At 64.3% G+C, this 23503-nt stretch carries 17 protein-coding genes and 1 riboswitch; of the genes, 13 read left to right on the top strand and 4 right to left on the bottom strand.

The genetic code is table 11. The features are described 5' to 3' along the window. The first annotated feature begins 24 nt into the window (after window positions 1-24). The 3 genes from ybgF to ftsH all read left to right on the top strand — a co-directional run bounded on the left by ybgF (window position 25) and on the right by ftsH (window position 4578). Entirely contained in the window at window positions 25-1131 is a 1107-nt protein-coding gene (ybgF, locus tag OOJ09_RS23785) for a tol-pal system protein YbgF (RefSeq protein WP_269907544.1), read from the top strand. Further along, the gene (gene tilS, locus OOJ09_RS23780) at window positions 1131-2525 is read left to right on the top strand and encodes a tRNA lysidine(34) synthetase TilS (protein ID WP_269907543.1); all 1395 of its coding nucleotides are present in this window, start codon (window positions 1131-1133) and stop codon (window positions 2523-2525) included. Before ybgF ends, tilS begins: the two co-directional genes overlap by 1 nt. Window positions 2526-2649: 124 nt before the next feature. Further along, entirely contained in the window at window positions 2650-4578 is a 1929-nt protein-coding gene (gene ftsH, locus OOJ09_RS23775; protein WP_269907542.1) for an ATP-dependent zinc metalloprotease FtsH, read from the top strand. Window positions 4579-4974: 396 nt separating this feature from the next. Here the strand turns inward: ftsH and OOJ09_RS23770 are convergent, their stop codons facing one another. Beyond that, window positions 4975-5832 (bottom strand): hypothetical protein, encoded by an 858-nt coding sequence (locus tag OOJ09_RS23770; protein ID WP_269907541.1) that lies wholly within the window; start codon window positions 5830-5832, stop codon window positions 4975-4977. Between the two features lie 368 nt (window positions 5833-6200). Between OOJ09_RS23770 and glmM the strand changes: the two genes are divergently transcribed. The 5 genes from glmM (at window position 6201) to serA (ending at window position 12675) form a co-directional block, all read left to right on the top strand. After that, on the top strand, window positions 6201-7553 hold the full coding sequence (gene glmM, locus OOJ09_RS23765) for a phosphoglucosamine mutase (RefSeq protein WP_269907540.1): 1353 nt from the start codon (window positions 6201-6203) through the stop codon (window positions 7551-7553). 238 nt (window positions 7554-7791) lie between these two features. Continuing rightward, a complete protein-coding gene (locus tag OOJ09_RS23760; protein ID WP_269907539.1) occupies window positions 7792-8637 on the top strand; it encodes an outer membrane protein in 846 nt (281 codons plus the stop codon). Window positions 8638-8847: 210 nt separating this feature from the next. Next, entirely contained in the window at window positions 8848-9627 is a 780-nt protein-coding gene (locus OOJ09_RS23755; protein ID WP_269907538.1) for an outer membrane protein, read from the top strand. Window positions 9628-9828: 201 nt separating this feature from the next. Then, a complete protein-coding gene (locus tag OOJ09_RS23750; protein WP_269907537.1) occupies window positions 9829-11004 on the top strand; it encodes a phosphoserine transaminase in 1176 nt (391 codons plus the stop codon). Window positions 11005-11073: 69 nt separating this feature from the next. Next, window positions 11074-12675, top strand: a complete 1602-nt coding sequence (gene serA, locus OOJ09_RS23745) for a phosphoglycerate dehydrogenase (protein WP_269907536.1) — start codon at window positions 11074-11076, stop codon at window positions 12673-12675. A 53-nt stretch (window positions 12676-12728) separates the two neighbouring features. On the opposite strand, the gene OOJ09_RS23740 is transcribed toward serA, so the two are convergent. Further along, window positions 12729-13640: a DMT family transporter gene (locus tag OOJ09_RS23740; RefSeq protein WP_269907535.1), complete on the bottom strand. Its 912-nt coding sequence runs from the start codon at window positions 13638-13640 to the stop codon at window positions 12729-12731. A gap of 213 nt (window positions 13641-13853) precedes the next feature. On the opposite strand from OOJ09_RS23740, the gene OOJ09_RS23735 reads away from it, so the two are divergent. Both OOJ09_RS23735 and OOJ09_RS23730 read left to right on the top strand, forming a co-directional pair. Next, window positions 13854-15152: an adenylosuccinate synthase gene (locus OOJ09_RS23735; RefSeq protein WP_269907534.1), complete on the top strand. Its 1299-nt coding sequence runs from the start codon at window positions 13854-13856 to the stop codon at window positions 15150-15152. A gap of 75 nt (window positions 15153-15227) precedes the next feature. Beyond that, the gene (locus tag OOJ09_RS23730; RefSeq protein WP_269907533.1) at window positions 15228-16883 is read left to right on the top strand and encodes a hypothetical protein; all 1656 of its coding nucleotides are present in this window, start codon (window positions 15228-15230) and stop codon (window positions 16881-16883) included. Between the two features lie 221 nt (window positions 16884-17104). Here the strand turns inward: OOJ09_RS23730 and OOJ09_RS23725 are convergent, their stop codons facing one another. Together OOJ09_RS23725 and OOJ09_RS23720 are read right to left on the bottom strand one after the other, a co-directional pair. Further along, window positions 17105-18925 carry an ABC-F family ATP-binding cassette domain-containing protein gene (locus OOJ09_RS23725; protein WP_269907532.1) on the bottom strand — a complete coding sequence of 607 codons (1821 nt, stop codon included), beginning with the start codon at window positions 18923-18925 and terminating at the stop codon, window positions 17105-17107. 1 nt (window position 18926) lies between these two features. After that, window positions 18927-19586 carry a thiamine diphosphokinase gene (locus OOJ09_RS23720; protein ID WP_269907531.1) on the bottom strand — a complete coding sequence of 220 codons (660 nt, stop codon included), beginning with the start codon at window positions 19584-19586 and terminating at the stop codon, window positions 18927-18929. An 88-nt stretch (window positions 19587-19674) separates the two neighbouring features. Next, window positions 19675-19789, top strand: a riboswitch (TPP riboswitch). Window positions 19790-19832: 43 nt separating this feature from the next. Here OOJ09_RS23720 and thiB point away from each other — a divergent pair. From thiB to thiQ, 3 genes are all read left to right on the top strand, one after another. Beyond that, on the top strand, window positions 19833-20831 hold the full coding sequence (thiB, locus tag OOJ09_RS23715) for a thiamine ABC transporter substrate binding subunit (RefSeq protein WP_269907530.1): 999 nt from the start codon (window positions 19833-19835) through the stop codon (window positions 20829-20831). A gap of 178 nt (window positions 20832-21009) precedes the next feature. After that, window positions 21010-22605: a thiamine/thiamine pyrophosphate ABC transporter permease gene (thiP, locus tag OOJ09_RS23710; protein ID WP_269907616.1), complete on the top strand. Its 1596-nt coding sequence runs from the start codon at window positions 21010-21012 to the stop codon at window positions 22603-22605. Continuing rightward, on the top strand, window positions 22598-23380 hold the full coding sequence (gene thiQ, locus OOJ09_RS23705; RefSeq protein WP_269907529.1) for a thiamine ABC transporter ATP-binding protein: 783 nt from the start codon (window positions 22598-22600) through the stop codon (window positions 23378-23380). Before thiP ends, thiQ begins: the two co-directional genes overlap by 8 nt. Window positions 23381-23503: the final 123 nt, after the last annotated feature.

Here is a 23503-nt window from a genome sequence, read left to right as displayed (position 1 = left end):
CTAACGATTCACGGCGAGAGGCACATGCATTTGAGATCGGTTCTGAGCGGCACGCTTGCGCTGCTGCTCCTATCAGGCGTCACCGCACTGGCAAGCGGCACAGGGCAATCAACCGACCGCGGCTTTTCCTTTCACCTGCCGACGATCGAGTTGCCCGGCATTCTTGGCGAAAGGAAGCAGCCGGATCAGGTGCAGCTGGCTCAGCAGAACGGCACCGGCGTGACCGCGCTCGAAGAGCAGCTGCGGCAGATGAACGGCAAGATCGAGGAACTCAATTTCCAGGTCCTGCAGATGCAGGAGCAGATCCGCAAGCAGCAGGAGGACAATGAGTTCCGCTTCCAGCAGCTTGAGGGCGGCTCACAAGGCGGCGCGCAAGGCGGACAGCCCCCGGCCCAGAAGAAATCGGACGCCGCCACCGATACCAACACCGACATGGCGGCGGCTCCGGCAACCCAGGCGCCGGCCGATGCCGGCACCGCGCCCGGCGGCAATCAGGCCGCAGGCGGCAAGACGGTCGAGGACGTCATCGTCGAATCACCCGATGGCGAGCCCGGCAAGGTTATTCCCGGCACGGGAGCGCCGGAAAAGACCTTCGGCAGCATCACCGTCGACAAGAATGGCAATGTGATCGATGCCGGCGGCAACACCCAGGCGGCGGCGGCGGCGCAAGACACCGCCCCGGCCACCAGCGCCCCGGCCAAGGCCGGCAAGTCCGACGGCACGGTGGTCGCGGCACTGCCCTCCACCAACGATCCGGAAGAACTCTACCGCAACTCCTATCAGTTCATCCTGTCGGGCGACTACAGCACCGCCGAGCAGGGCTTTCGCGACCATATCGCCCGCTTCCCCCGGGATGCGAAGGCGGCCGATGCGCACTACTGGCTGGGCGAATCGCTGCTTGGCCAGCAGAAGTACCGCGACGCGGCCGAGACCTTCCTTGCCGCCAGCAAGGACTACCCGAAGGCCAAGAAGGCTCCCGACATGTTGCTGAAGCTCGGCGTGTCGCTGGTCGGCCTCAAGCAGCATGATGTTGCCTGCGCCACCTTCAGCGAGATCGGCAAGCGCTATCCCGATATTTCCGGTGCGCTCAAGGAACGCGTCAAGCAGGAGAAGGCTCTGGCTGCCTGCTGATGCTCGACATCGAGCCTGATTTTTCGACCAACCTTTTTTCGCATATCGATTTTACCAGCGGCGCCGTTGCGGCCGTGTCCGGCGGCAGCGACTCGACCGCCCTGCTCCTTCTTCTCAAACAACATCTCGATCGTGTCGCGCCGGCAACGAAGCTGCTGGCGGTGACGATCGACCACGATCTGCGACCCGGTTCGGCGGCGGAAGCGCAAGCGGTGGCGAGGCTGTGCGCCACATATGCAATTCCCCATCGCATCCTGACATGGTCGGGACGCAAGCCGTCGGCCGGTCTGCCCGCCGCTGCTCGGGAAGCGCGCTACCGGCTGCTGGCCGAGGCCGCGCGGGCGGAAGGCATCGGCCTGATCCTGACCGGCCATACCGCCGACGACCAGGCGGAAACGGTGCTGATGCGGCAAGCCCGCGAGGAAGGACTGGCCCGTGACGGGGGCCAAGGTCCCGCCGACACGGCGGGCCGGGGGCTTGCCGGCATGGCGCCGGCCACCCTGTATGACTGGCGCACTTGGATCGTGCGGCCGTTTCTCGGGGTCCGGCGCGCGGCACTGCGCGATGTCCTGCGGCGTCGACGCGTCGGCTGGGCCGACGATCCGACCAATGCCAACGAGGCTTTCGAGCGGCCGCGCATGCGCGCAACGCTCGCGGATGGGAACGGCGCGCAGCGCATCGACGATGCCCTGGCGCTGGCCGCGCGTGAAGGCGGCGCGCGCACCCGGCTCGGTCTCGGCGCCGCGGACTTGATCGGCGATCTCGCGACCCAGCCGGCGGCCGGGCTCATCCGCCTTGACCCGGGCCTGCTGAAGGCCGGCGAGGACCGGGCCGCCGTCTATGCGCTGCGCATTCTGCTGGCGACAACCGGCGGGGTTGCCTTCCTGCCGGATCAGGCTCGCGGCGAGGCGCTGTTCGACCGGCTGAAGGCCGGATTTCTTTGCGCCACATTGTCGCGGACGGTTGTCGATTACCGGCGCGCTGGCCTCTTCCTGCGCCGCGAGGCGCGCGGCTTGCCGGCCGCCGCCGCAGCCACCGGCAGCGTCGTCTGGGATGGCCGCCGCCGCATCACATTGAACGACAGCGGCGGCGCATTGTTGATCGCACCGTTCGGGGCAGCAGCCGCCAAGCGGCTGGCCGTTAGCAAAGGGGAAACCCCGCCAAGCCTGCTGCGCGCCGCGCTCGCCGCCGAGCCGGCCTTGTGGCAAGCCGATAAATGTCCTGGTTCGCCGAGGGATGGCCGAGCGCTCACGGTGGCAGAGGCCAGACCGGTCGTGGCGCCTTTCGCACGGTTCCTGCCGTCCTTCGATCTGGCACCGGCGCGGGCCGTTGCCGGACTGATCGGCGCGGCGCCGCTTCCCGCCCCGCCTTTCCGCGGCCACAGTGCCGGTTGATGATGGGCGAAAGCTTAACCCAGACGTGCTGTTCTGCTTGGCAAGGGGAGGCGCTCTCCCTATGTTAGGCCCAAGTTTCCTCTCATGACGCGTGTCCGCCCTGCGGATGCCAACGGGACAATTGATGAATCCGAATTATCGCAACCTCGCGCTCTGGGCGATCATAGCGGTCCTGCTCATTGCCCTGTTCAATCTGTTCCAGACGCCGCAGACGCGTGGGGCTTCGAGCGATGTGCCTTATTCGCAGTTCCTGCAGGATGTCGCGGCCGGCCGGGTCAAGACGGTGACCATTGCGGGCGCCCGCATCACCGGCTCCTACACGGACAATGCCAGCGGGTTCCAGACCTATTCGCCGGGCGATCCGTCGCTGGTCTCGCGGCTGCAGGACAAGAACGTCACCATCAATGCGCGGCCTGAAACCGACGGTTCCAATTCGCTGTTCGGCTATCTCATCTCGTGGCTGCCGATGATCCTCATCCTTGGCGTCTGGATATTCTTCATGCGCCAGATGCAATCCGGCTCGGGGCGCGCGATGGGCTTCGGCAAGTCGAAGGCCAAGCTCCTGACCGAGGCGCATGGCCGCGTCACCTTCCAGGACGTTGCCGGCGTCGATGAAGCCAAGGAAGACCTCGAGGAGATCGTCGAGTTCCTGCGCGATCCGCAGAAGTTCCAGCGGCTCGGCGGCAAGATTCCGCGTGGCGTGCTGCTCGTCGGCCCTCCGGGTACCGGCAAGACGCTGCTCGCCCGCTCGGTTGCAGGCGAAGCCAACGTGCCGTTCTTCACCATTTCCGGTTCGGACTTCGTCGAGATGTTCGTCGGCGTCGGCGCCAGCCGCGTCCGCGACATGTTCGACCAAGCCAAGAAGAATGCTCCCTGCATCATCTTCATCGACGAAATCGACGCGGTCGGCCGCCATCGCGGCGCCGGGCTCGGCGGCGGCAATGATGAACGCGAGCAGACGCTGAACCAGTTGCTGGTCGAGATGGACGGCTTCGAATCCAATGAGAGCATCATCCTGATCGCCGCCACCAACCGGCCCGACGTGCTCGACCCGGCGCTGCTCAGACCGGGCCGCTTCGACCGCCAGGTGGTGGTGCCGAACCCCGACATCGTCGGCCGCGAGAAGATCCTCAAGGTGCATGTGCGCAACGTGCCGCTGGCGCCCAATGTCGACCTCAAGGTTGTCGCCCGTGGCACGCCCGGGTTTTCCGGCGCGGACCTGATGAACCTCGTCAACGAATCCGCGCTGATGGCGGCGCGGCGCAACAAGCGCCTCGTCACCATGGCGGAGTTCGAGGACGCCAAGGACAAGATCATGATGGGCGCCGAGCGCCGCTCCTCGGCCATGACCCAGGCCGAGAAGGAGCTCACCGCCTATCACGAGGCAGGTCACGCCATCCTCGCGCTCAACGTGCCCTCTGCCGATCCGCTGCACAAGGCCACCATCATCCCGCGCGGCCGGGCGCTCGGCATGGTCATGCAGTTGCCGGAAGGCGACCGCTATTCGATGAGCTACAAATACATGATCTCGCGCCTCGCCATCATGATGGGTGGCCGCGTTGCCGAGGAGTTCAAGTTCGGCAAGGAGAACATCACCTCCGGCGCCTCCTCGGACATCGAGCAGGCGACCAAGCTGGCGCGCGCCATGGTCACGCGCTGGGGCTTTTCCGACAAGCTCGGCCATGTCGCCTATGGCGACAACCAGGAAGAAGTCTTCCTTGGCCATTCGGTCGCGCGCACGCAGAATGTCTCGGAAGAGACGGCGCAGATCATCGATGCCGAGGTGCGCCGCCTGATCGACGAGGCCTATTCGACGGCGAAGTCCATCCTGACCAAGAAGAAGAAGGAATGGATTGCGCTGGCGCAGGGGCTGCTCGAATATGAGACGTTGTCCGGCGAAGAGATCAAACAGCTGATCGCCGGCCACAAGCCTTCCCGCGACCTCGGCGACGACACGCCGCCCAGCCGTGGCTCGGCCGTGCCGAAGTCCGGCGGTCGCCGCAAGAAGGGGCCCGAGCCCGAAGGCGGCATGGAACCGCAGCCATTGGGCTGAGTTCGGCCAAGAGGCTGATTTCCAGGAAACGCCGCGGCTTTGTCCGCGGCGTTTTTGTTTGATCATAAAGGCTTTTGCTGACGGTCTATCCTGCTTCAAGACCGGTCAATTGGTGAAGACGGCGCCGCCCCTCATTGCCCTGCCGGGCATTTCTCCCCGTATAGGGACGGGGAGAAAGTAGCTGGCCGCAACGCCAGTGCCTTTCTGCGGGGCTGGCAATTGGCGAAACCATGGATGAGAGCGCCCCTCTCCCCGTCCCTATACGGGAAGAGGATGCCGGCAGGCAGGTGAGGCGCGGCGCCACCGAGGGCGGAATAGCTCGCTCGGCAGTTGACAAGAAAAAGCCCGCGAACCTTGCGGTTCGCGGGCCTTGCGTTGTTCAGATGGTGATGTCGCTCAGCCCTTCAGCTTGGCATTGCACAGGCTGTAGAAGCCGCCGCCCTTCTGGATCCACTTCAGGCCGCCAAGCGCGTTTGCGTCCTTGAGGGCATAATACTGGTCGAGGCAAGTATGCATGCGGCCCTTTCCGGGGGTCTCGCTGGCATATTTCGCCGAGATCGCGGACGGGAAAGTGACGCCCTTGGGCGCAACCGTCGTCGGCTTTGCCGGCTCTTTGGTGTAGTTTGCCTCGCTGGGAGCAGGCACGGTATCGTCATCGGATGCGCTGGCGCCGCATTCCGTCTTGCGGAAGTCGTTCCACTTCATGCCCTTCAGCGTATTCGCCGTCTTGGCCGCCTGGTACTTGGTGCTGCATTCGGCCATGGTCAGACCCTTGCCGCCGGCAGGAGCCGTCGCGGCCTTGGTGGTTGCCGGCTTGGTGTCAGCGGCGGCGGATGCGCCGGCGGCGCATTCGGCCTTGCGGAAGTCGTTCCACTTCATGCCGTTCAGTGTGCCGGCCGCCTTTGCCGCCTGGTACTTGGCGCTGCATTCCTTCGCCGTCAGGCCCTTGGCCGTGCTGTCGGCCGCAGCAGCGGTGGCCGCCTTGGTCGTCTTGGCCGGCTTCGTTTCAGCTGCCTTCTTGGTGTCGGTTGTCTTCTTGGTGTCCGCTGCCTTGGTGTCGGTGGTGGCCGCGGCGTCGGTGCCGCATTGAGCCTTGCGGAACTGGTTCCACGTCGCCCCGGCGAGTGTCCCCGCGTCCTTGGCGGCATTGTACTTCGTGCTGCACTCGGCCATCGTCAGCGCGTTGGCTGGCGCAGCCAGGAACAACGTTACGACGGCGAGGCCGGTCAGAGTGGCAAGTCGGTGGATGAGCATAGCGTTTCTCCGTTGCAGCAGCCCATGATACGTCCCGGCAAATCAATAACGCTCAACGGTCGGTTGCGCCAGATGCTAAGTTGCGTATATATCGCCGAAAGTCGGCTCCTCCCGATAAGGTGATGAAATTGTTGGCCGTTGCCAGCTTTCAAACAAGATTTTCCAGGTGCATCCGCGCTGAAGTGCTCGCATGACTGGCATACTGCACTGCCGCGGTTCCAGCATGTTGGACCGCAGCCATGTTGTGTGCAGTGCACAACAATGATTTTCTAAGGATTGGTAACATATAATCACACAATGTGATCATAACGCCCTGGCCAATTGTGGCATGACGTGCCGGGGAAGAACTGTCGAGGAAACTGGTTAGCATGGCAGGAAATTACTTCGGCACGGACGGCATTCGCGGGCGCGCCAACAAGTTTCCGATGACCGCGGAGATAGCCATGCGGGTCGGCATGGCCGCCGGGCTCTCGTTCCAGCGCGGCAACCATCGTCACCGCGTCGTGCTTGGCAAGGATACCAGGCTTTCCGGCTACATGATCGAGAACGCGATGGTGTCGGGCCTGTGCGCCGCGGGCATGGACGTGTTCCTGCTCGGTCCGATCCCGACGCCGGCGGTCGCCATGCTGGTGCGTTCGCTGCGCGCCGACATCGGCGTCATGATCTCGGCTTCGCACAATCCCTACTACGACAACGGCATCAAGCTGTTCGGCCCCGACGGCTACAAGCTCTCCGACGAGATCGAGGAGCGCATCGAGGGCATGCTCGACAAGGACATCGAACTGTCGCTCGCCGATTCCGACGGGCTTGGCCGCGCCAAGCGCGTCGACGGCGTCCATGACCGCTATATCGAATTCGCCAAGCGCACCTTGCCGCGTTCGATGTCACTTTCAGGCCTCAGGATCGTTGTCGATTGCGCCAATGGCGCGGCCTACAAGGTGGCGCCCGAGGCGCTGTGGGAACTCGGCGCCGAAGTGGTCGCCATCAATGTCGAACCCAACGGCTTCAACATCAACAAGGAGTGCGGGTCGACCCATCCCGCCGGCCTGCAGAAGAAAGTGCACGAGGTGCGCGCCGATATCGGCATCGCGCTCGATGGCGATGCCGACCGTGTCGTCATCGTCGACGAGAACGGCGCGATCGTCGATGGCGACCAGATCATGGCGCTGATCGCCGAATCCTGGCAGCAGAACGGGCGGCTTGCCGGCGGCGGCGTCGTCTCGACTGTCATGTCCAACCTCGGCCTTGAACGTTTCCTTGGCGACATGAACCTGCAATTGCACCGCACCAAGGTCGGTGACCGCTATGTCGTGGAGCATATGCGCGCGCACGGGCTGAACGTCGGCGGTGAGCAGTCGGGTCATATCGTGCTGTCGGATTTCTCGACCACCGGCGACGGCCTCGTTTCCGCGCTGCAGGTGCTGGCCTGCATCAAGCGGCAGGGACGGCCGGTCAGCGAGCTGTCGAAGAAATTCGAGCCGGTGCCGCAGCTGCTGAAAAACGTCCGTATTTCCGGCGGCAAGCCGCTCGAGGAAGCGCCGGTCAAGGCAGCCATTGAAGACGCCCGTCACCGCCTCGGCAAGGCCGGGCGCCTGGTCATCCGGCCATCCGGCACCGAGCCGTTGATCCGCGTCATGGCCGAGGGCGATGACCCGCAACTCGTCGAGGCCGTCGTCAACGAAATCGTCGACATCCTTTCGGAAACACGCAGCGCCGCCTGATCCCCATCACGCCGCGGTACCCTTCACCTGATCCAAGCCCGCCCTCCGGCGGGCTTTTTTATTGGCCGCCGGTCAATCCCGCGTCTCGAAAATCATGCCTGAATTCCTCAAATTTTAGAGATTCGTGGTTAAGCAACAGGGTTAAACGCGTTTTAACCTTTGCAATTCATTATCCACGACTGAAAGCCAATCGCATTTCGGAAACGATCGCCGTTCCGAACTTCTCAGGGGTGACAGCATGTTCAATACAGCAAGAAGGGCCTTGTTCGCCGCGCTGTTCGCGGGCGTGGGGGGACCGGTGTTCGCAGCCGATCTGGCAGAGCCGCCGGTGGTCGAAGAGGCTCCGCCGCAGGCGGTCTACGAGCAGCCGGCTCCGGAGTATGGTGGCTGGTACATTCGCGGCGACATCGACTATCACTGGTCGAAGTTTGGCGGCGCCGACTACATCACCTACGGCACGCCGCCAAGTACCGGCACCTTCGCGACGGGCACACTGAAAAGTGCCTTCTCGGCCGGCGCCGGTGTCGGTTACCAGATCAACCAGCACTTCCGCACCGACCTCACAGCCGACTGGCTGAGCAGTTCGAATTTCCGTGGCTCGACCAACGGTTTCTGCGGAGTGGCACAGACCCCCTGTACTTCGACCGACACGTCGTCCTATTCGGCCTTGCTGTTGCTTGCCAACGCCTATGTCGACATCGGCACCTGGCATGGGGTGACGCCTTACGTCGGCGCCGGCATCGGCGGCGCCTGGATGAAATGGGATACGTTGCACAACAGCGATAGCGATGGTGACTTCTTCCATCGCGGCGGCAGGGGCTGGCGCTTCGCCTACGCCCTGATGGCCGGCGCGTCCTACTGCCTGACCGACCGCGTCAAGCTCGATGTCGGCTACCGCTACAGCCACATCAACGGCGGCAAGATGTTCGACTACGACTCCCTCAGCAATGTCGGCCCAGGCTACGACAACGGCATCAACGTGCACGAAGTGCGCGGTGGCCTGCGCTACCAGTTCGGCAGGTCGGACTGCGCTCCGCCGCCGGAACCCTATGTGCCCGAGCCGGAGCCGGTCTACACCAAGTAGTCGTCTCGAAAGTCCAGGGAATTCGTCGACCGCCCGGCATCAGCCGGGCGGTTTTCGTTTGCGTTGTCCCGGGTGAAATTCTGGTCGAAATCAATTCGCTAACGCTCTGTTAGCCTTAACCGGCACTTAACCACTATGGTTAACAATGGCTCTTGAAACGATGGCTGCCGCCCTGATCGCGGGCCGCGCCAAATTCGGGAGCCGGGGACCATGAAATTCACATCGCGTATGGCGCTTGCCGCACTCGGCCTCATGCCGATGACGCCCGCGCTCGCTGCCGACTACGATCCGCCGATCTATGTCGACCAGGCGCCAGACTATGTGCCGGTCGAGGTCGGCTCCGGGTGGTATCTGCGCGGCGATGTCTCCTATCTGGTGCAGAAAAGCTTCAAGAATGGGGATTTTACCTTCCCGCCAACGAGCAATAACAATGAGAGCTTCGACGAGAGCGACAACGCGGCCTTCGCGAGCATCGGCTTCGGCTATCATTTCACCGACTATCTGCGCGCCGACCTCAACCTCGGCTATTTGCCCGGTAACAAGGTCAGCTTCGGCTACGACGACTCAGCGATCGTGACACTGCCGACATTGTCGACCGTGGCATCGGGATCGCTGAAGAATTACGCCTTCTCGGGGATGCTCAATGGCTATGTCGATCTCGGCACATATGTCGGAATCACGCCTTATCTCGGCGCCGGCATCGGTGTTGTCCGCAGCACGCGCAAGCTTTCGGCGAGTTACACGGATAACAATGTCCCCGCCAACAGTTTCAACCTGCAGGACAACAAGACACAGTACTCCTTCGCCTATACGCTGAATGCGGGCCTTGCCTATCAAGTGTCCAAGAACGTTTCCGTCGACCTGGGCTATCAGTACTTTTCCGCCCCGAGCGCGGAGTATGTTACGGCCGCAAGCCTGACCTCCTTCCCGGTCAAGAAGGGGATCAACAATCATCAGGTCAAGCTCGGACTGCGCTACGATCTCTGGTAGGCCCGGCACAGACCAGGATTTTGGCGGCGGATCCCTGCGGTCCGCCGTCCGCGTTTGAAATCACGAGATCCTGATCACGGAACGCCGGTATCCTGCCAGCGACAAAGACTTTCCTCTTGACGCCCGAGGCCTGAACGCATATCGCCGTCCGTGGGCCACCCCTCCCCAACGAGGGGCCACTATCTGGAAGGATAGACCACGATGACGACGCATACGAAGCCCGGATTCCGTCCGGCAAATCCCAATTTTTCCTCAGGTCCCTGCGCGAAACGCCCCGGCTGGTCGGTCGAGGCGCTGAAGGCCGCTGCGCTCGGCCGGTCCCACCGCGCCAAGATCGGCAAGACCAAGCTCGAGCAGGCGATCGCGCTGACGCGGGAGATTCTCCAGGTCCCGGCGGACTACCGCATCGGCATCGTGCCGGCGTCGGACACCGGCGCGGTCGAGATGGCGCTGTGGTCGCTGCTCGGCGAGCGCGGTGTCGACATGGTCGCCTGGGAGAGCTTTGGCTCCGGCTGGGTCACCGATGTGGTCAAGCAGTTGAAGCTCGCCGATGTCCGCAAGATCGAAGCCGGCTATGGCCGATTGCCGGACCTGGCCAAGATCGATTTCGACCGCGACGTGGTCTTCACCTGGAATGGCACCACCTCCGGCGTGCGCGTGCCGAACGGCGACTTCATCCCGGCGGACCGCCGCGGCCTGACGATCTGCGACGCCACCTCGGCGGCGTTCGCGCAAAGGCTTGATTTCAGCAAACTCGACGTCGTCACCTTCTCCTGGCAGAAAGTGCTGGGCGGCGAGGGCGCGCACGGCATGCTGATCCTGTCGCCGCGCGCCGTCGAGCGGCTGGAGAGCTACAAGCCGGCCTGGCCGCTACCGAAGATCTTCCGCCTGACCTCGGGTGGCAAACTGATCGAAGGCATCTTCAAGGGCGAAACCATCAACACGCCGTCGATGCTGTGCGTCGAGGACTATATCGACGCGCTGCACTGGGCGAAGTCGATCGGCGGCCTCGACGCGCTGGTCGCCAGAGCGGATGCCAATGCGGCCGTCCTCGATGGCTTTGTCGGCAAGTCCTCATGGCTCGGTCATCTCGCCGTCGAGCCGGCGACGCGGTCGAACACCTCCGTCTGCCTGTCCTTCACGGATCCGGATGTGGCGGCGCTCGACGCCGACGGACAGGCGGCTTTCGCCAAGGGGCTGGTGTCGGTGCTCGACAAGGAAGGTGTCGCCTACGACATCGGCGCCTACCGCGATGCGCCGCCAGGCCTGCGCATCTGGTGTGGCGCGACGGTCGAAACGTCGGATCTCGAGGCGCTGCTGCCTTGGCTCGACTGGGCCTTTGCCGCGCAGAAGGCATCGCTGAAAGCAGCGGCCTGAGATCATTCGCGGCGGCCTTCGGGCCGCCGATCCCCTAACGGATCAAATCCCATTTTGAAGGAGGCCGCCATGGCGCCCCGCGTTCTCGTCTCGGATAAACTCTCTCCCACCGCCGTGCAGATCTTCAAGGATCGCGGCGTCGAGGTCGACTACCTGCCCGATCTCGGCAAGGACAAGGAAAAGCTGCTCGAAGTGATCGGCCAGTATGATGGCCTCGCCATCCGCTCGGCGACGAAAGTCACCGAGAAGCTGATCAATGCAGCCACCAAGCTCAAGGTCATCGGCCGCGCCGGCATCGGCGTCGACAATGTCGATATCCCGGCGGCGAGCCGCAAGGGTATCATCGTCATGAACACGCCCTTCGGCAATTCGATCACCACCGCCGAACATGCGGTCGCGATGATCTTCGCGCTCGCCCGCCAGATCCCTGAAGCCAACGCCTCGACCCATGCCGGCAAGTGGGAGAAGAACCGCTTCATGGGCGTCGAGATCACCGGCAAGACGCTGGGCGTCATCGGCTGCGGCAACATCGGCTCGATCGTCGCAACGCGCGGCGTAGGCCTGAAGATGCACGTCATCGCCTTCGACCCGTTCCTGTCGGACAAGCGTGCCGAGGAGCTTGGTGTCGACAAGGTCGAGCTGGACGAGCTGTTCGCACGCGCGGACTTCATCACGCTGCACACGCCGCTGACCGACAAGACGCGCAACATCATCGATGCCGCGGCAATCGCCAAGATGAAGAATGGCGTGCGCATCATCAACTGCGCCCGTGGCGGACTGATCGTCGAGGCCGACCTGGTCGCGGCGCTGAAGAGCGGCAAGGTGGCGGGTGCCGGCATCGACGTGTTCGAGGTCGAACCGGCCGAGAACAATGAACTGTTCGGCATGGAAAATGTGGTGGCGACGCCGCATCTCGGCGCCTCGACCGCCGAGGCGCAAGAGAATGTCGCACTGCAGGTCGCCGAGCAGATGGCCGACTATCTGATCAAGGGCGCTGTCTCCAACGCCATCAACATGCCGTCGATCACCGCCGAGGAAGCGCCGCGGCTCAAACCGTTCGTCAAGCTCGCCGAAGTGCTCGGTGCCTTTGTCGGCCAGGTCACCGAAGATCCGATCAAGGAGGTCGAGATCCTGTTCGATGGTTCGACCGCGACGATGAACACGCGCGCGCTGATCAGCGCCGCCCTTGCCGGGCTGATCCGGCCGCAGGTCTCCGATGTCAACATGGTGTCGGCGCCGATCATGGTGAAGGAGCGCGGCATCATCGTCGCCGAGGTCAAGCGCGACAAGTCGGGCGTGTTCGACGGCTACATCAAGCTGACGGTCACGACCGAGCACATGACGCGCTCGATCGCCGGCACCTGCTTCTCCGACGGCAAGCCGCGCTTCATCCAGATCAAGGGCATCAATCTCGACGCCGAGGTTGGCCAGCACATGCTCTACACGACCAATGCCGATGCGCCGGGCATTATCGGCCTGCTCGGCACCGTGTGCGGCGAGAACGGCGTCAACATCGCCAACTTCCAGCTTGGCCGCAACCGGCCGGGCGGCGATGCCATCGCGCTGCTCTATCTCGACGCGCCGTTCCCCGAAAAAGTGCTGGAGCAGGTCAAGGCGCACAAGTCGATCGACTCTGCCAAGCGTCTGCAGTTCGACGTCAACGCGATGTGATCCGGACTTGCCATGAGGATCGAAAGGCGCGGCTTGGTCCGCGCCTTTTTTGTTCAGCGTGTTCTGGCCAATGCCAGGTGCGCCATCTTTCGCCCGCTGTATTCGGCAAGGCTGATGCCACCCAGCACGAGCAACAGCGCCAATGCCTGATAGAGCTGGAATGTCTCGCCGACGATCAGCACGGAAAGCAGGGTGCCGAAGATCGGCACCAGATTGATGAACAGGCCGGCGCGGTTGGCGCCGATCAGCTCGTTGCCCCTGATGTAGAAGATCTGCGAGATGACCGAGGCGCCGATCGCGGTATAGACGATGACTGTCCAGCCGCGCGCGTCGGGCACGATGACCTTGCCGGCGGCGATCTCCCACAGGAAGAAGGGCAGCGAGGTGATGAGCGCGGCGATCGACATGGCCAGCATCAGGCTCTGCCAATGCATCACCGGCTTCAGCCGCAACCCGACCGAATAGCCGCTGTAGAGAAGCACGGCGACCAGCATGATGGCGTCGCCGAAATTGAGCTCCAGCGTCAGCAGCCGGCGCGGGTCGCCGTGGCAGGCGGTCAGGATCACGCCAGCGATGGTCAGCACGACGCCGGCGATCTGCGCCCAGTTCACGCGCAAGCGGAAGAAGACGAAATTGGCGACAATGATCAGGATCGGCATCGCCGCCTGCTCGATCGAGACGTTGATCGCCGTCGTGTAGTTGAGCGCCGTGTAGAAGATGGTGTTGAATAAGGTGAAGCCGCTGGCGCCAAGCGCGGCCAGGACGAGCCAGTGCTTGCGAACCACCGGCCAGTCCTTCCGTATCGTCCGGAAGCCGATCGGCAGCATGATCAGCACGGCCAGAACCCAGCGCAGGAAGACGAGCGTCATCGGCGAGACGTGATCGACCGCCAGCTTGCCGGCCACCGAATTGCCGCCCCACAGCAAGGTGGTCAACAGCAGGAATATGTAGGCGCTTCGATGCATCGCGGGATTCCGGCCGCCGGAGTTGAATTGCGGTGTTTGCCGGCCTATTGCCCCTGTTCGCCCAAGTAAATGATGTCAAAGCCGAAAATTGTTGTGCCTCAGGGCATTTTCGGCGGCAAAGAAAGGTCGCGCTCCTGAGGTCTTGACGTTATAGAGGCCTGTCGTTTCGAACCATATTCAAGCCGCTCGGCGGCGTCTCAAGGGAAAAGAAACATGGCCAATGTGGTGGTCGTCGGCTCGCAGTGGGGCGACGAAGGCAAGGGCAAGATCGTCGACTGGCTGTCGGAGCGTGCCGATGTCGTGGTGCGTTTCCAGGGCGGCCACAATGCCGGCCACACGCTGGTCGTCGACGGCAAGGTCTACAAGCTGTCGCTGTTGCCGTCGGGCGTCGTGCGCCAGGGCAAACTGTCCATCATCGGCAATGGCGTCGTCTTCGACCCGCACGCTTTCGTCGCCGAAGTGGCGAAGCTCAAGGCACAAGGTGTCGAAGTGACGCCGGATCGCCTGAAAATAGCCGAAAACACAGCGCTTATCCTGTCGCTACACCGGGAGCTGGACGGATTCCGCGAGGACGCCGCCTCCAATTCCGGAACGAAGATTGGCACGACCCGCCGCGGCATCGGTCCCGCCTATGAGGACAAGGTGGGCCGGCGCGCGGTCAGGGTGATGGATCTGGCGGATTTGGAAACACTGCCCTTGAAGGTCGACAGGCTGCTGACGCACCACAATGCGCTGCGCCGGGGGCTCGGCCATGCCGAAGTCACGCATGACGCCATCATGCAAGAGTTGACCTCGGTCGCGGCCGAGATCCTGCCCTATATGGACCGCGTCTGGAAAATCCTCGACGACAAGCGCCGCGCCGGCGAGCGCATCCTGTTCGAGGGCGCGCAAGGCACGCTGCTCGATATCGACCACGGCACATATCCGTTTGTCACTTCATCCAATACGGTCGCCGGCCAGGCGGCCGCCGGTTCCGGCGTCGGCCCGGGCGCCATCGGCTATGTGCTCGGCATCACCAAGGCCTACACGACACGCGTCGGCGAAGGTCCGTTTCCGACCGAGCAGAAGAACGAGATCGGCGAGTTCCTCGGCACGCGCGGCCATGAATTCGGCGTCGTCACCGGCCGCAAGCGCCGCTGCGGCTGGTTCGACGCGGTGCTGGTGCGCCAGGCCGTCGCCGTCAACGGCATCAAGGGCATCGCGCTGACCAAGCTCGACGTGCTCGACGGGCTGGACGAGATCAAGGTCTGCACCGGCTACCGCCTCGACGGCGAGATGATCGACTATCTGCCGGCCAGCCAGGGCGCGCAGGCGCGCGTCGAACCGGTCTACGAGACGCTGGAGGGCTGGAAAGGCACCACCGCCGGCGCGCGCAGCTGGAACGATCTGCCGGCCCAGGCCGTCAAATATGTCCGTTACATCGAGGAGCTGATCGGCGCACCGGTCGCACTCCTGTCCACCAGCCCGGAACGGGACGACACGATACTTGTGACCGATCCGTTTCAAGACTAGTTTCTGAAGCCTTTCCGGGCATCGCGGCTGATTTGCGGGGGCCGGCGCGGAAACAAAATACAGGTCGACTGAAGCATGGCAGATTTCGTTGCTGTTCTGAAAAAAACGATAGACAATCTCAGCGATCAGTCGCCTGAGATGCGGGCGAGGGTCTATGACAAGGCCCGCTCGACGGTCGCAGCGAAAATTGCCCAGCGCGATCCGCCGCTGTCGCCGTCGGATGCCGCCAAGCAGAAGCGCGGTCTGGAAGATGCGATCTCCAGTGTCGAGCGGGACTATGCCAAAAGCGTCCCGGAGGCCGACCCGCTGGCCGAACTTGAACACATCTTTTCCTCCATCGACCGCAACAAGAACCAGCCGAGTCATGCACGGCAGCCGGTGAAGGCGGAACCGGCGTGGCCGGCGCCGCCCGCCGCCAAGCCGGAACCCTACCGGCCAGCGCCGCCGCCCGCAGCCAAGGCCGAGCCAAGCTGGCCAAAGCCGACGCCGGCCCCTTCCGTGCCTTCCCGCGCCGACGCGACCCTTGCGGGGATGGACGGTGACGCGGATGACGACGAGGTCGATGTCTTTGCCAGCAACGAAGAGCCGGTGTCGGACACTTTCCAGCGCCTGCGCCCCGCCGAACGCAAGCGCAGCTATGGCGGGCTGATCGCCGCCGTCGCCGTCTTGCTGGTCGTGGCCGGCGGTGGCTACGGCATCTGGCTTAACAAGGATGCCTTCGGCAAGATGCTGGGGCTTGACGGTACCAAGGTCGCGAAGACCGAACCGGTCAAACCGGCGCCGGCCAAACCGGCGTCCGATACCGCCGCTCCGGCGCCCGCGGCGGGCGGCACCGAAGCCGAAGGCACGAAGTTCACCCAACGGCTGACGCCGCAGGGCAGCGAAGTCGACCCCGGCCCGGCCGCTGGACAGAGTGGCATAGGCGAGGGTGAATCGGTTGCCGCGCTGACCACGCCGCCATCGGCGACGAACGCGCCAGCGATTGCCGCACCGGCCGCCGGCACGCCTGCCGCTGCTGCTCCTGCTGCGACGGCACCGCCTGCGGCGGGCGCCGCACCCGCGACGCCGCCTGCCAACGGAGCCGCACCGGCGGCGCCGGCCGATGCCGCCGCCCCGCCAGCACCGGCAGGTGCCACGCCAACGGCGCCGGCGGCCGCGCCGGCGCAAGCCGCGCTGCCGGTGGGCCAGAAGGCGATCTTCTACGAGGAGCGCACCAGCACCGCCCAGGGTTCGGCGGAGCCGGGCAATATCGTGTGGTCGCTGGTGCAGGAATCGCCCGGCGGTGACCTGCCGCCGGAACCGGCGATCCGCGCCGAGGCAACCATTCCCGGCAAGGACATCCAGTTGCGCATGACCATCCGCCGCAACACCGACCAGACCCTGCCGGCCAGCCATATCATCGAGATGATCTTCCTGACGCCCGACGGCTTCGAGGGCGGCGGCGTCGACAACATCCTGCGCGTCGCCATGAAAAGCTCCGAACAGGATGCCGGCAGTCCGCTGATCGGCATTCCAGCCAAGATCGCCGACGGCTTCTTCCTCGTCGCGCTCAACGACACCAAGGCCGATGAGGATGCCAATCTGACCTTGCTGCGTGGCCAGGACTGGATCGACGTGCCGGTGGTCTACAAGACCGGACGGCGGGCGCTGCTGACGATGGAAAAGGGCATTCCCGGCGAGAAGGTGTTCGACGAGGCGATCAAGGCCTGGCAGGCGAAGACGGCGGGCTGAGAAGGCCTTTTGGTGGATGCGGTTGGGTGCCCTCTCAGAAGCCGTCAGAGGGTTGGCTGGAGATTGCGGCGCGGCATCAAAACAACCGATACTTGGCTAAGGGCAGTCCATTTCGACTTGGTATATTGACCGATCTTCGCAGTGGTTTCGATTTCGGCCGAAGCATGGAGTTTGCCTCATCTTAAGCGTCCAATATTGACGCATAAAACTGGCCCACGCCACTACCCTTCCATTTCCTCGCGCAGCATCTCCAGCTCCAACCATTCCTCCTCGAGCGCCGCCAGCGTTGCGCGCTCCTTGTCGAGGGCGGCGATGGTCTTCTGGAACGAGGCCGGGTCGCGCTCGTAATAGGCCGGATCGGCGATGTTGTTCTCCAGCCGCGAGATGGAAGCGGTCACCGCCTCGATTTTCTTTGGCAGCGATTCCAGGGCGAATTTCTGCTTGAACGACAGCTTTTTCGCCGGTCCCTTTGGGGCGGCCGCCTCGTTCTTGCCCGCCGCCGGCGCATCGCCGTTTTCGGCCCTCGCGCGGGCCTTGCGGTCGTCGAGCCTGGTGCCGCCGCGCTGCGCCAGCATGTCGGAATAGCCGCCGGCATATTCGATCCAGCGGCCACCGCCGTCAGGCGCGATGATGCTGGTCACGGTGCGGTCGAGGAAATCGCGGTCGTGGCTGACCAGGATGACCGTGCCGGCAAAGCCGGCGACCAGTTCCTGCAACAGTTCCAGCGTCTCCATGTCGAGATCGTTGGTCGGCTCATCGAGCACCAGAAGGTTTGCCGGCCGCGCCAGCACGCGGGCAAGCAGCAGGCGCGCCCGTTCGCCGCCGGAAAGCTCGCGCACCGGGGTGCGGGCCTGCTCCGGCTTGAACAGGAAATCCTTCATGTAGGAGACGACGTGGCGCTGTTCGCCATTGATGACGAGGTTCTCGCCGCGCCCGTCGGTGAGATACTGCGCCAGCGTTTCCTGCGGGTCGACCGCCTCACGCTTCTGGTCGAGCGTGGCGATCTCCAGATTGGTGCCGAGCCGCACCGAACCTGCATCGGGCTTCATCTCGCCGGTCAGCATCTTCAACAGCGTCGTCTTGCCGGCGCCGTTCGGCCCGACAAGGCCAACGCGGTCACCGCGCTGGATGCGGGTCGAAAACCCCTTGACCACGGTGAGGTCGCCAAAGCTCTTCTCGATGTTCTTGGCTTCGATCACCAGCTTGCCGGATTCGGCGGCGTCGCTCGCCACCATGGTGGCCGAGCCTTCGGCGCCGCGATGGCCGCGGAAGCGCTGGCGCATGGTCTGCAGTTCGCCGAGCCGGCGCATGTTGCGCTTGCGCCGCGCCGTCACGCCATAGCGCAGCCAGTGTTCCTCGCGCACGATCTGGCGGCCGAGCTTGTGCTGCTCGCGCTCTTCCTCCTCCAGCACCAGGTCGCGCCATTCCTCGAAATGGCCAAAGCCCTTGTCCAGCCTGCGGGTCTGGCCGCGATCGAGCCAGATGGTAGCGCGCGAAACGCGCTCGAGAAAACGGCGGTCGTGCGAGATGACGACCAGTGCCGAGGAGGTGCGGACGAGCTCTTCTTCCAGCCATTCGATCACCGACAGGTCGAGATGGTTGGTCGGCTCATCGAGCAGAAGAATGTCGGGCTCCGGCGCCATGACGCGGGCAAGGGCCGCGCGCCTGGCCTCGCCGCCGGAAAGATCGTTCGGCCGCTCCTCGCCCGTGAGACCGAGATGCTCCATCAAATAGCTGGCGCGATAGGGATCGTCGGCAGGACCAAGCCCCGCCTCGACATAGGCGCGGACCGTCGCGAAACCCTCCATGTCGGGCATCTGTGGCAAATAGCGGACGGTCGCCGAAGGCTGGCGGAAAACTTCTCCGTCCTGCGGCTCGATCAGGCCGGCGGCGATCTTCAGCAGCGTCGACTTGCCGGAGCCGTTGCGGCCGACCAGTGCGATCTTGTCGCCGGCCGAAGCCGTCAAGGCCGCACCATCGAGCAGCGGCGTGCCACCAAAGGTCAGTTTTATCTCGTCGAGATTGAGAAGGGGCGGGGCCATATCAGCTTTCGGGTAATGGATAGGGGTGAGCGAGCAGCATCGCGCGGCCATGGCCGAGCGCGATTTCGAGGCGGCCCCCGGTCTTGTCGAACTTGACCTCGTTGGAAATGGTCAGCGACGAGCCGAACGCCACCTTCACGCGGTTCAGCGGCCATTTGGCGCCGGTGACGGTGAGGCCGGCAAGCTCGGAAAAGCCGAGCACCGAAAACAGCGTGCCGTCGGCATAGTCGAAGCCGGCCGTTCCGTGCGGCAGGGGAACAGCTTCCTGGGCGCCGCTGGTCAGGAGCACCTCGGTCCCGGCTTCGGCCAGCCGCAGGCCAAGCGCCAGATGCAGGAAAGCGTGGTCGGGGCGCTTGCCGCCGAAAGCGCCGGCGAGCACCAGGCTGGTCGCGCCGCGTTCAAACGCGGCGGCGATGGCCAGTTCGCCATCGGTCTTGTCCTTCTCCGCCGGAAAGGTACGGCGGGGCACCGCGGCGAGATCATCCGGCAGATTGTCCGGCACCGAATCGAAATCACCCACCCACAGTTCCGGGACAAGGCCGAGCAGCCGCGCATGGCCGATGCCGCCGTCGGCGGCGATCACGCGGGAGCCTTCGACCTGGCGGTCGAGCCGGGGCGTGCGGATGAGATCGCCGCCAAGCAGGATGGTGAATGTGCTCATATCTTGTGGCCCTTACCAGCCCGGCAACGGAAACGGAAGGCCGGCAGACTCCCACTTGCGCGGTTCATCGGCCCGGCCTATGTGTCGAAACGCTCTAACGGGGTGCCGGACGCGATCTTCGCGGACCGGCTGAGAGGCAGTCTCGCCAACCCGCTGAACCTGATCCGGTTTGTACCGGCGGAGGGATTAGACGTTTCGGACAGTCCGACGCCTCAATTCCTTTTAATTCGAACGAAGGAGGCGCCGATGCGCACGCTTTTATACTCTCTTGTCTCCGCAATGGTCGTTGTGCTGTCCGGGCCAGCCTTGGCCAAGGACAAGCTCACCGTCTACACCTATGAGAGCTTCACCGCAGACTGGGGCCCCGGTCCGGTGGTGAAGAAGGAATTCGAAGCCGAATGCGGCTGCGATGTCGACTTCGTTTCGGTCGCCGATGGCGTGGCGCTGCTCAACCGCGTCAAGCTGGAAGGGGCATCGACCAAGGCAGACATCGTGCTTGGCCTCGACACCAACCTCACCGCCGATGCCAAGGCCACCGGCCTGTTCGCGCCGCATGGCGCGGTGGCGGACATCAACGTGCCGGGCGGCTGGACCGACGACACCTTCGTGCCGTTCGACTATGGCTATTTCGCCGTCGTCTACGACACCGAGAAGCTGAAGACACCACCCAAGAGCCTGAAGGACCTGGTCGAGGGCAGCGCCGACGACAAGATCGTCATCCAGGATCCGCGCACCTCGACGCCGGGCCTCGGCCTGCTGTTGTGGGTGAAGTCGGTCTATGGCGACAAGGCGCCGGAAGCCTGGGCCAAGCTCAAGGCGAAGGTGCTGACCGTGACGCCGGGCTGGAGCGAAGCCTATGGCCTGTTCACCAAGGGCGAGGCGCCGATGGTGCTGTCCTACACCACCTCGCCGGCCTATCATATGGTCGCCGAGAACACGCAGCGCTATCAGGCTGCATCCTTCGAGGAGGGCGAGTACCTGCAGATCGAGGTCGCCGGCATCACCACCACGGGGGCGAAGAACCCGCTGGCGGAAAAGTTCATGACCTTCATGACCGGACCGAAATTCCAGGACGCCATCCCCGAGACCAACTGGATGTTCCCGGCCGGCAAGACCGACAAGCCGCTCAACCCGGCCTTCGACAAACTGGTCAAGCCGACCAAGACCTTGCTGTTCAGCCCGCAGGACGTTGCCGCCAATCGCAAGGCCTGGGTCGATGAATGGCTGGCGGTGATGAGCAAATGAGCGCGCTCGTCACCCTCCCCCTTGTGGGGAGGGTCGATCCGCGAAGCGAATCGGGGTGGGGGTTGCGACGCTGAGCACGGCCTCACCCCCACCCCGGCTCGCGGACACCGCTTCGCGTCATCCGCGCTCCGACCCTCCCCACAAGGGGGAGGGTGGAAGGCGCGCCTCTGATTTTCGCATCACCGCCGGCATTGTCGCGCTTGCCGCAATCGCGCTGCTGATCGGCGGCGCGTTTGCCGGCCTGCTCTTCGAAGGCGCCCATGACTTTTCTGGCGCATGGGCGGCCTTCGATCCCTATCTCCTGCGCGTCGTGCGCTTCACGCTGTGGCAGGCGGCACTTTCGACGCTGCTTTCCGTCGGCCCGGCACTGTTCGTGGCGCGCGCCCTGTCGCGGCACCCACGTTTCCTCGGCCGCGCCTTCATCCTGCAGCTCTTCGCGGTGCCGTTGGCGCTGCCGGCCATCGTCGCGGCTCTCGGCATCCTCGCCCTCTACGGCCGCGCCGGCTATTTCGCCGGCTTGCTCACGATGATTGGTGGTGGAAGCTGGCCGGGCATCTATGGCCTGTCTGGCATTCTCGTCGCGCATGTCTTCTTCAACCTGCCGCTCAGCGTCCGGCTGTTCCTTGAGGCGCTGCAGACCATACCGGCCGACCAATGGCGGCTGGCGAGCCAACTCGGCATGGGGGCCCGGCCGGCGTACCGGCTGATCGAATGGCCGACGCTGCGGGCATCCCTGCCAGGGGTCGCCGGGCTTGTCTTCATGCTCTGCATCACCTCCTTCACGATCGTGCTGACGCTCGGCGGCGGGCCGGCCGCGACGACGCTCGAGGTCGGCATCTATCAGGCGCTGCGCTTCGATTTCGATCCCGCGCGGGCCGTCACACTGACATTGCTGCAGATCGCGTTGACCTTTGTCGTGGCGCTGGCGCTGACGCGGCTCGGCGCCAATGCCGTCGGGGATAGCAGCCTGCCGGTCGCGCCGCGCCGGTATCTTTCCGTCAGTGGGACCGAGACTTCGCTGAACGCCATGCTGATCGTGCTTGCGCTGGCGTTCGTTGTCGGACCGATGGCCGCGACCGTGATGGCCGGGCTCGGCGCCGATCTCGGCCGGCTGGCCGGTGAGGCGGCCGTGCGACAGGCGACGCTGACCAGTGTGGTGCTCGCTTTCCTGTCGGCACTGCTTTCGGTGATGCTGTCGCTGGCGCTGACCATGGCACGCCGGGCGCTGGCACTCGCTCGCCGCGCCGGCGCAAGGACACTGCTGGAACACGCCACCGATACCGGCGCCGGCTTTGTCCTCGTCGTGCCGCCGGTCGTCATTGGCGCCGGCTGGTTCCTGTTGCTGCGCCATGTCGGCGACGTCTTCGCCATCGCCCTGGTCATGGTCGTCACCGTCAATGCCGTCATGGCAATGCCGTTCGCGCTACGCGCCGTCCGTCCCGCCTATGATGCGGCGAGTGAGCGCCACGAACGGCTCTGCGAGCAACTCGGCATCGCGGGCTGGAACCGGCTCATTCTGGTCGACTGGCCGTCGCTGCGGCGGCCGCTCGCCACTGCTTTCGCTTTTGCCATGGCGCTGTCGCTCGGCGATCTCGGCGTCATCGCGCTGTTCGGCAGTGATTCCGTCCAGACATTGCCCTACCTTCTCCTGGCGCGCATGGGCAGCTACCGCACCGAGGACGCCGCCGGCCTGGCGCTGCTGCTCGGCCTCGTCTGCCTCGCATTGATCATGGCCGCGCACTGGCTGGGAAGGGAGAAGAACCGGGATGCCTGACGGGACGGCCAGCAGGCCAGAAAAGGGCGCTTCGGTGCGGTTGGACAAGGTGTCGTTCAGCTATGGCGAAACGCCGCTCGTCTTCGATGTCGATTTCGCCGCTGCGAAAATCACGGCCATCATGGGGCCGAGCGGTTCCGGCAAGTCGACGCTGCTCAACCTGATCGCCGGGTTCGAGATGCCGCTGTCCGGCCGCGTGCTGATTGGCGGCGCCGATGTCAGCGCCGAGCCGCCTTCAGCGCGTCCGGTGTCGATGGTGTTCCAGGAAAACAACCTTTTCGCCCATCTTTCCGTCGAGCAGAATGTCGGGCTTGGCCGTTCGCCGTCACTGCGGCTGACCGAGGCTGATCAGACCGCCATCGCCGGGGCGCTGGAGCGCACCGGCCTTGCCGGCAAGGAAAGACGCCTGCCGCGCGAACTCTCCGGTGGTGAACGCCAGCGCGTCGCACTGGCTCGCGTGCTGGTGCGCGATCGTCCGGTGCTCCTGCTTGACGAACCCTTCGCTTCGCTCGGGCCGGCCTTGCGCGATGACATGCTCGATCTCATCGCCGCTGTTCACGCCGAACGCGGCATGACGGTGCTGTTCGTCACGCACCAGCCCGAGGATGCCCGCCGTATCGGCCAACACGTGGTGTTCCTCGACAATGGCGTGGTCGCGGCGACCGGCAGGGCGGAAGATTTCTTTGCCGGGGCTGGTCCGGAGGTGTTCCGGCGCTATGTCGGTGCAAGTGCCAGGGATGCCGTATCACGAGATATTGCCCGGAAGCGGACATAATTTACGGTCAAACCGGGTTCAGGCGATGTGGCGCTTGCTTGCCATGACTGGAGTAGTGTGGCTAGGTCCGCCCTACTGGTCCGGCACAGGCCGTGATTTGCCTGCAGCATCCGCCGCCCGTCC

The organism is Mesorhizobium qingshengii (assembly GCF_027563465.1).
Taxonomy (GTDB): domain Bacteria; phylum Pseudomonadota; class Alphaproteobacteria; order Rhizobiales; family Rhizobiaceae; genus Mesorhizobium; species Mesorhizobium qingshengii_A.
Note: the sequence above shows the minus strand (reverse complement) of the source record. Positions and strands in the feature narration are given on the sequence as shown.

Excerpts from the sequence above, each read along its gene's own strand:
- OOJ09_RS23770 (WP_269907541.1), bottom strand. The coding sequence starts at position 5,832 with ATGCTCATCCACCGACTTGCCACTCTGACCGGCCTCGCCGTCGTAACG.
- OOJ09_RS23720 (WP_269907531.1), bottom strand. The coding sequence starts at position 19,586 with ATGAGCACATTCACCATCCTGCTTGGCGGCGATCTCATCCGCACGCCC.
- ybgF (WP_269907544.1), top strand. The coding sequence starts at position 25 with ATGCATTTGAGATCGGTTCTGAGCGGCACGCTTGCGCTGCTGCTCCTA.
- tilS (WP_269907543.1), top strand. The coding sequence starts at position 1,131 with ATGCTCGACATCGAGCCTGATTTTTCGACCAACCTTTTTTCGCATATC.
- OOJ09_RS23740 (WP_269907535.1), bottom strand. The coding sequence starts at position 13,640 with ATGCATCGAAGCGCCTACATATTCCTGCTGTTGACCACCTTGCTGTGG.
- thiB (WP_269907530.1), top strand. The coding sequence starts at position 19,833 with ATGCGCACGCTTTTATACTCTCTTGTCTCCGCAATGGTCGTTGTGCTG.
- OOJ09_RS23725 (WP_269907532.1), bottom strand. The coding sequence starts at position 18,925 with ATGGCCCCGCCCCTTCTCAATCTCGACGAGATAAAACTGACCTTTGGT.
- thiQ (WP_269907529.1), top strand. The coding sequence starts at position 22,598 with ATGCCTGACGGGACGGCCAGCAGGCCAGAAAAGGGCGCTTCGGTGCGG.
- OOJ09_RS23735 (WP_269907534.1), top strand. The coding sequence starts at position 13,854 with ATGGCCAATGTGGTGGTCGTCGGCTCGCAGTGGGGCGACGAAGGCAAG.
- OOJ09_RS23755 (WP_269907538.1), top strand. The coding sequence starts at position 8,848 with ATGAAATTCACATCGCGTATGGCGCTTGCCGCACTCGGCCTCATGCCG.
- OOJ09_RS23730 (WP_269907533.1), top strand. The coding sequence starts at position 15,228 with ATGGCAGATTTCGTTGCTGTTCTGAAAAAAACGATAGACAATCTCAGC.
- glmM (WP_269907540.1), top strand. The coding sequence starts at position 6,201 with ATGGCAGGAAATTACTTCGGCACGGACGGCATTCGCGGGCGCGCCAAC.
- ftsH (WP_269907542.1), top strand. The coding sequence starts at position 2,650 with ATGAATCCGAATTATCGCAACCTCGCGCTCTGGGCGATCATAGCGGTC.
- OOJ09_RS23760 (WP_269907539.1), top strand. The coding sequence starts at position 7,792 with ATGTTCAATACAGCAAGAAGGGCCTTGTTCGCCGCGCTGTTCGCGGGC.
- serA (WP_269907536.1), top strand. The coding sequence starts at position 11,074 with ATGGCGCCCCGCGTTCTCGTCTCGGATAAACTCTCTCCCACCGCCGTG.
- OOJ09_RS23750 (WP_269907537.1), top strand. The coding sequence starts at position 9,829 with ATGACGACGCATACGAAGCCCGGATTCCGTCCGGCAAATCCCAATTTT.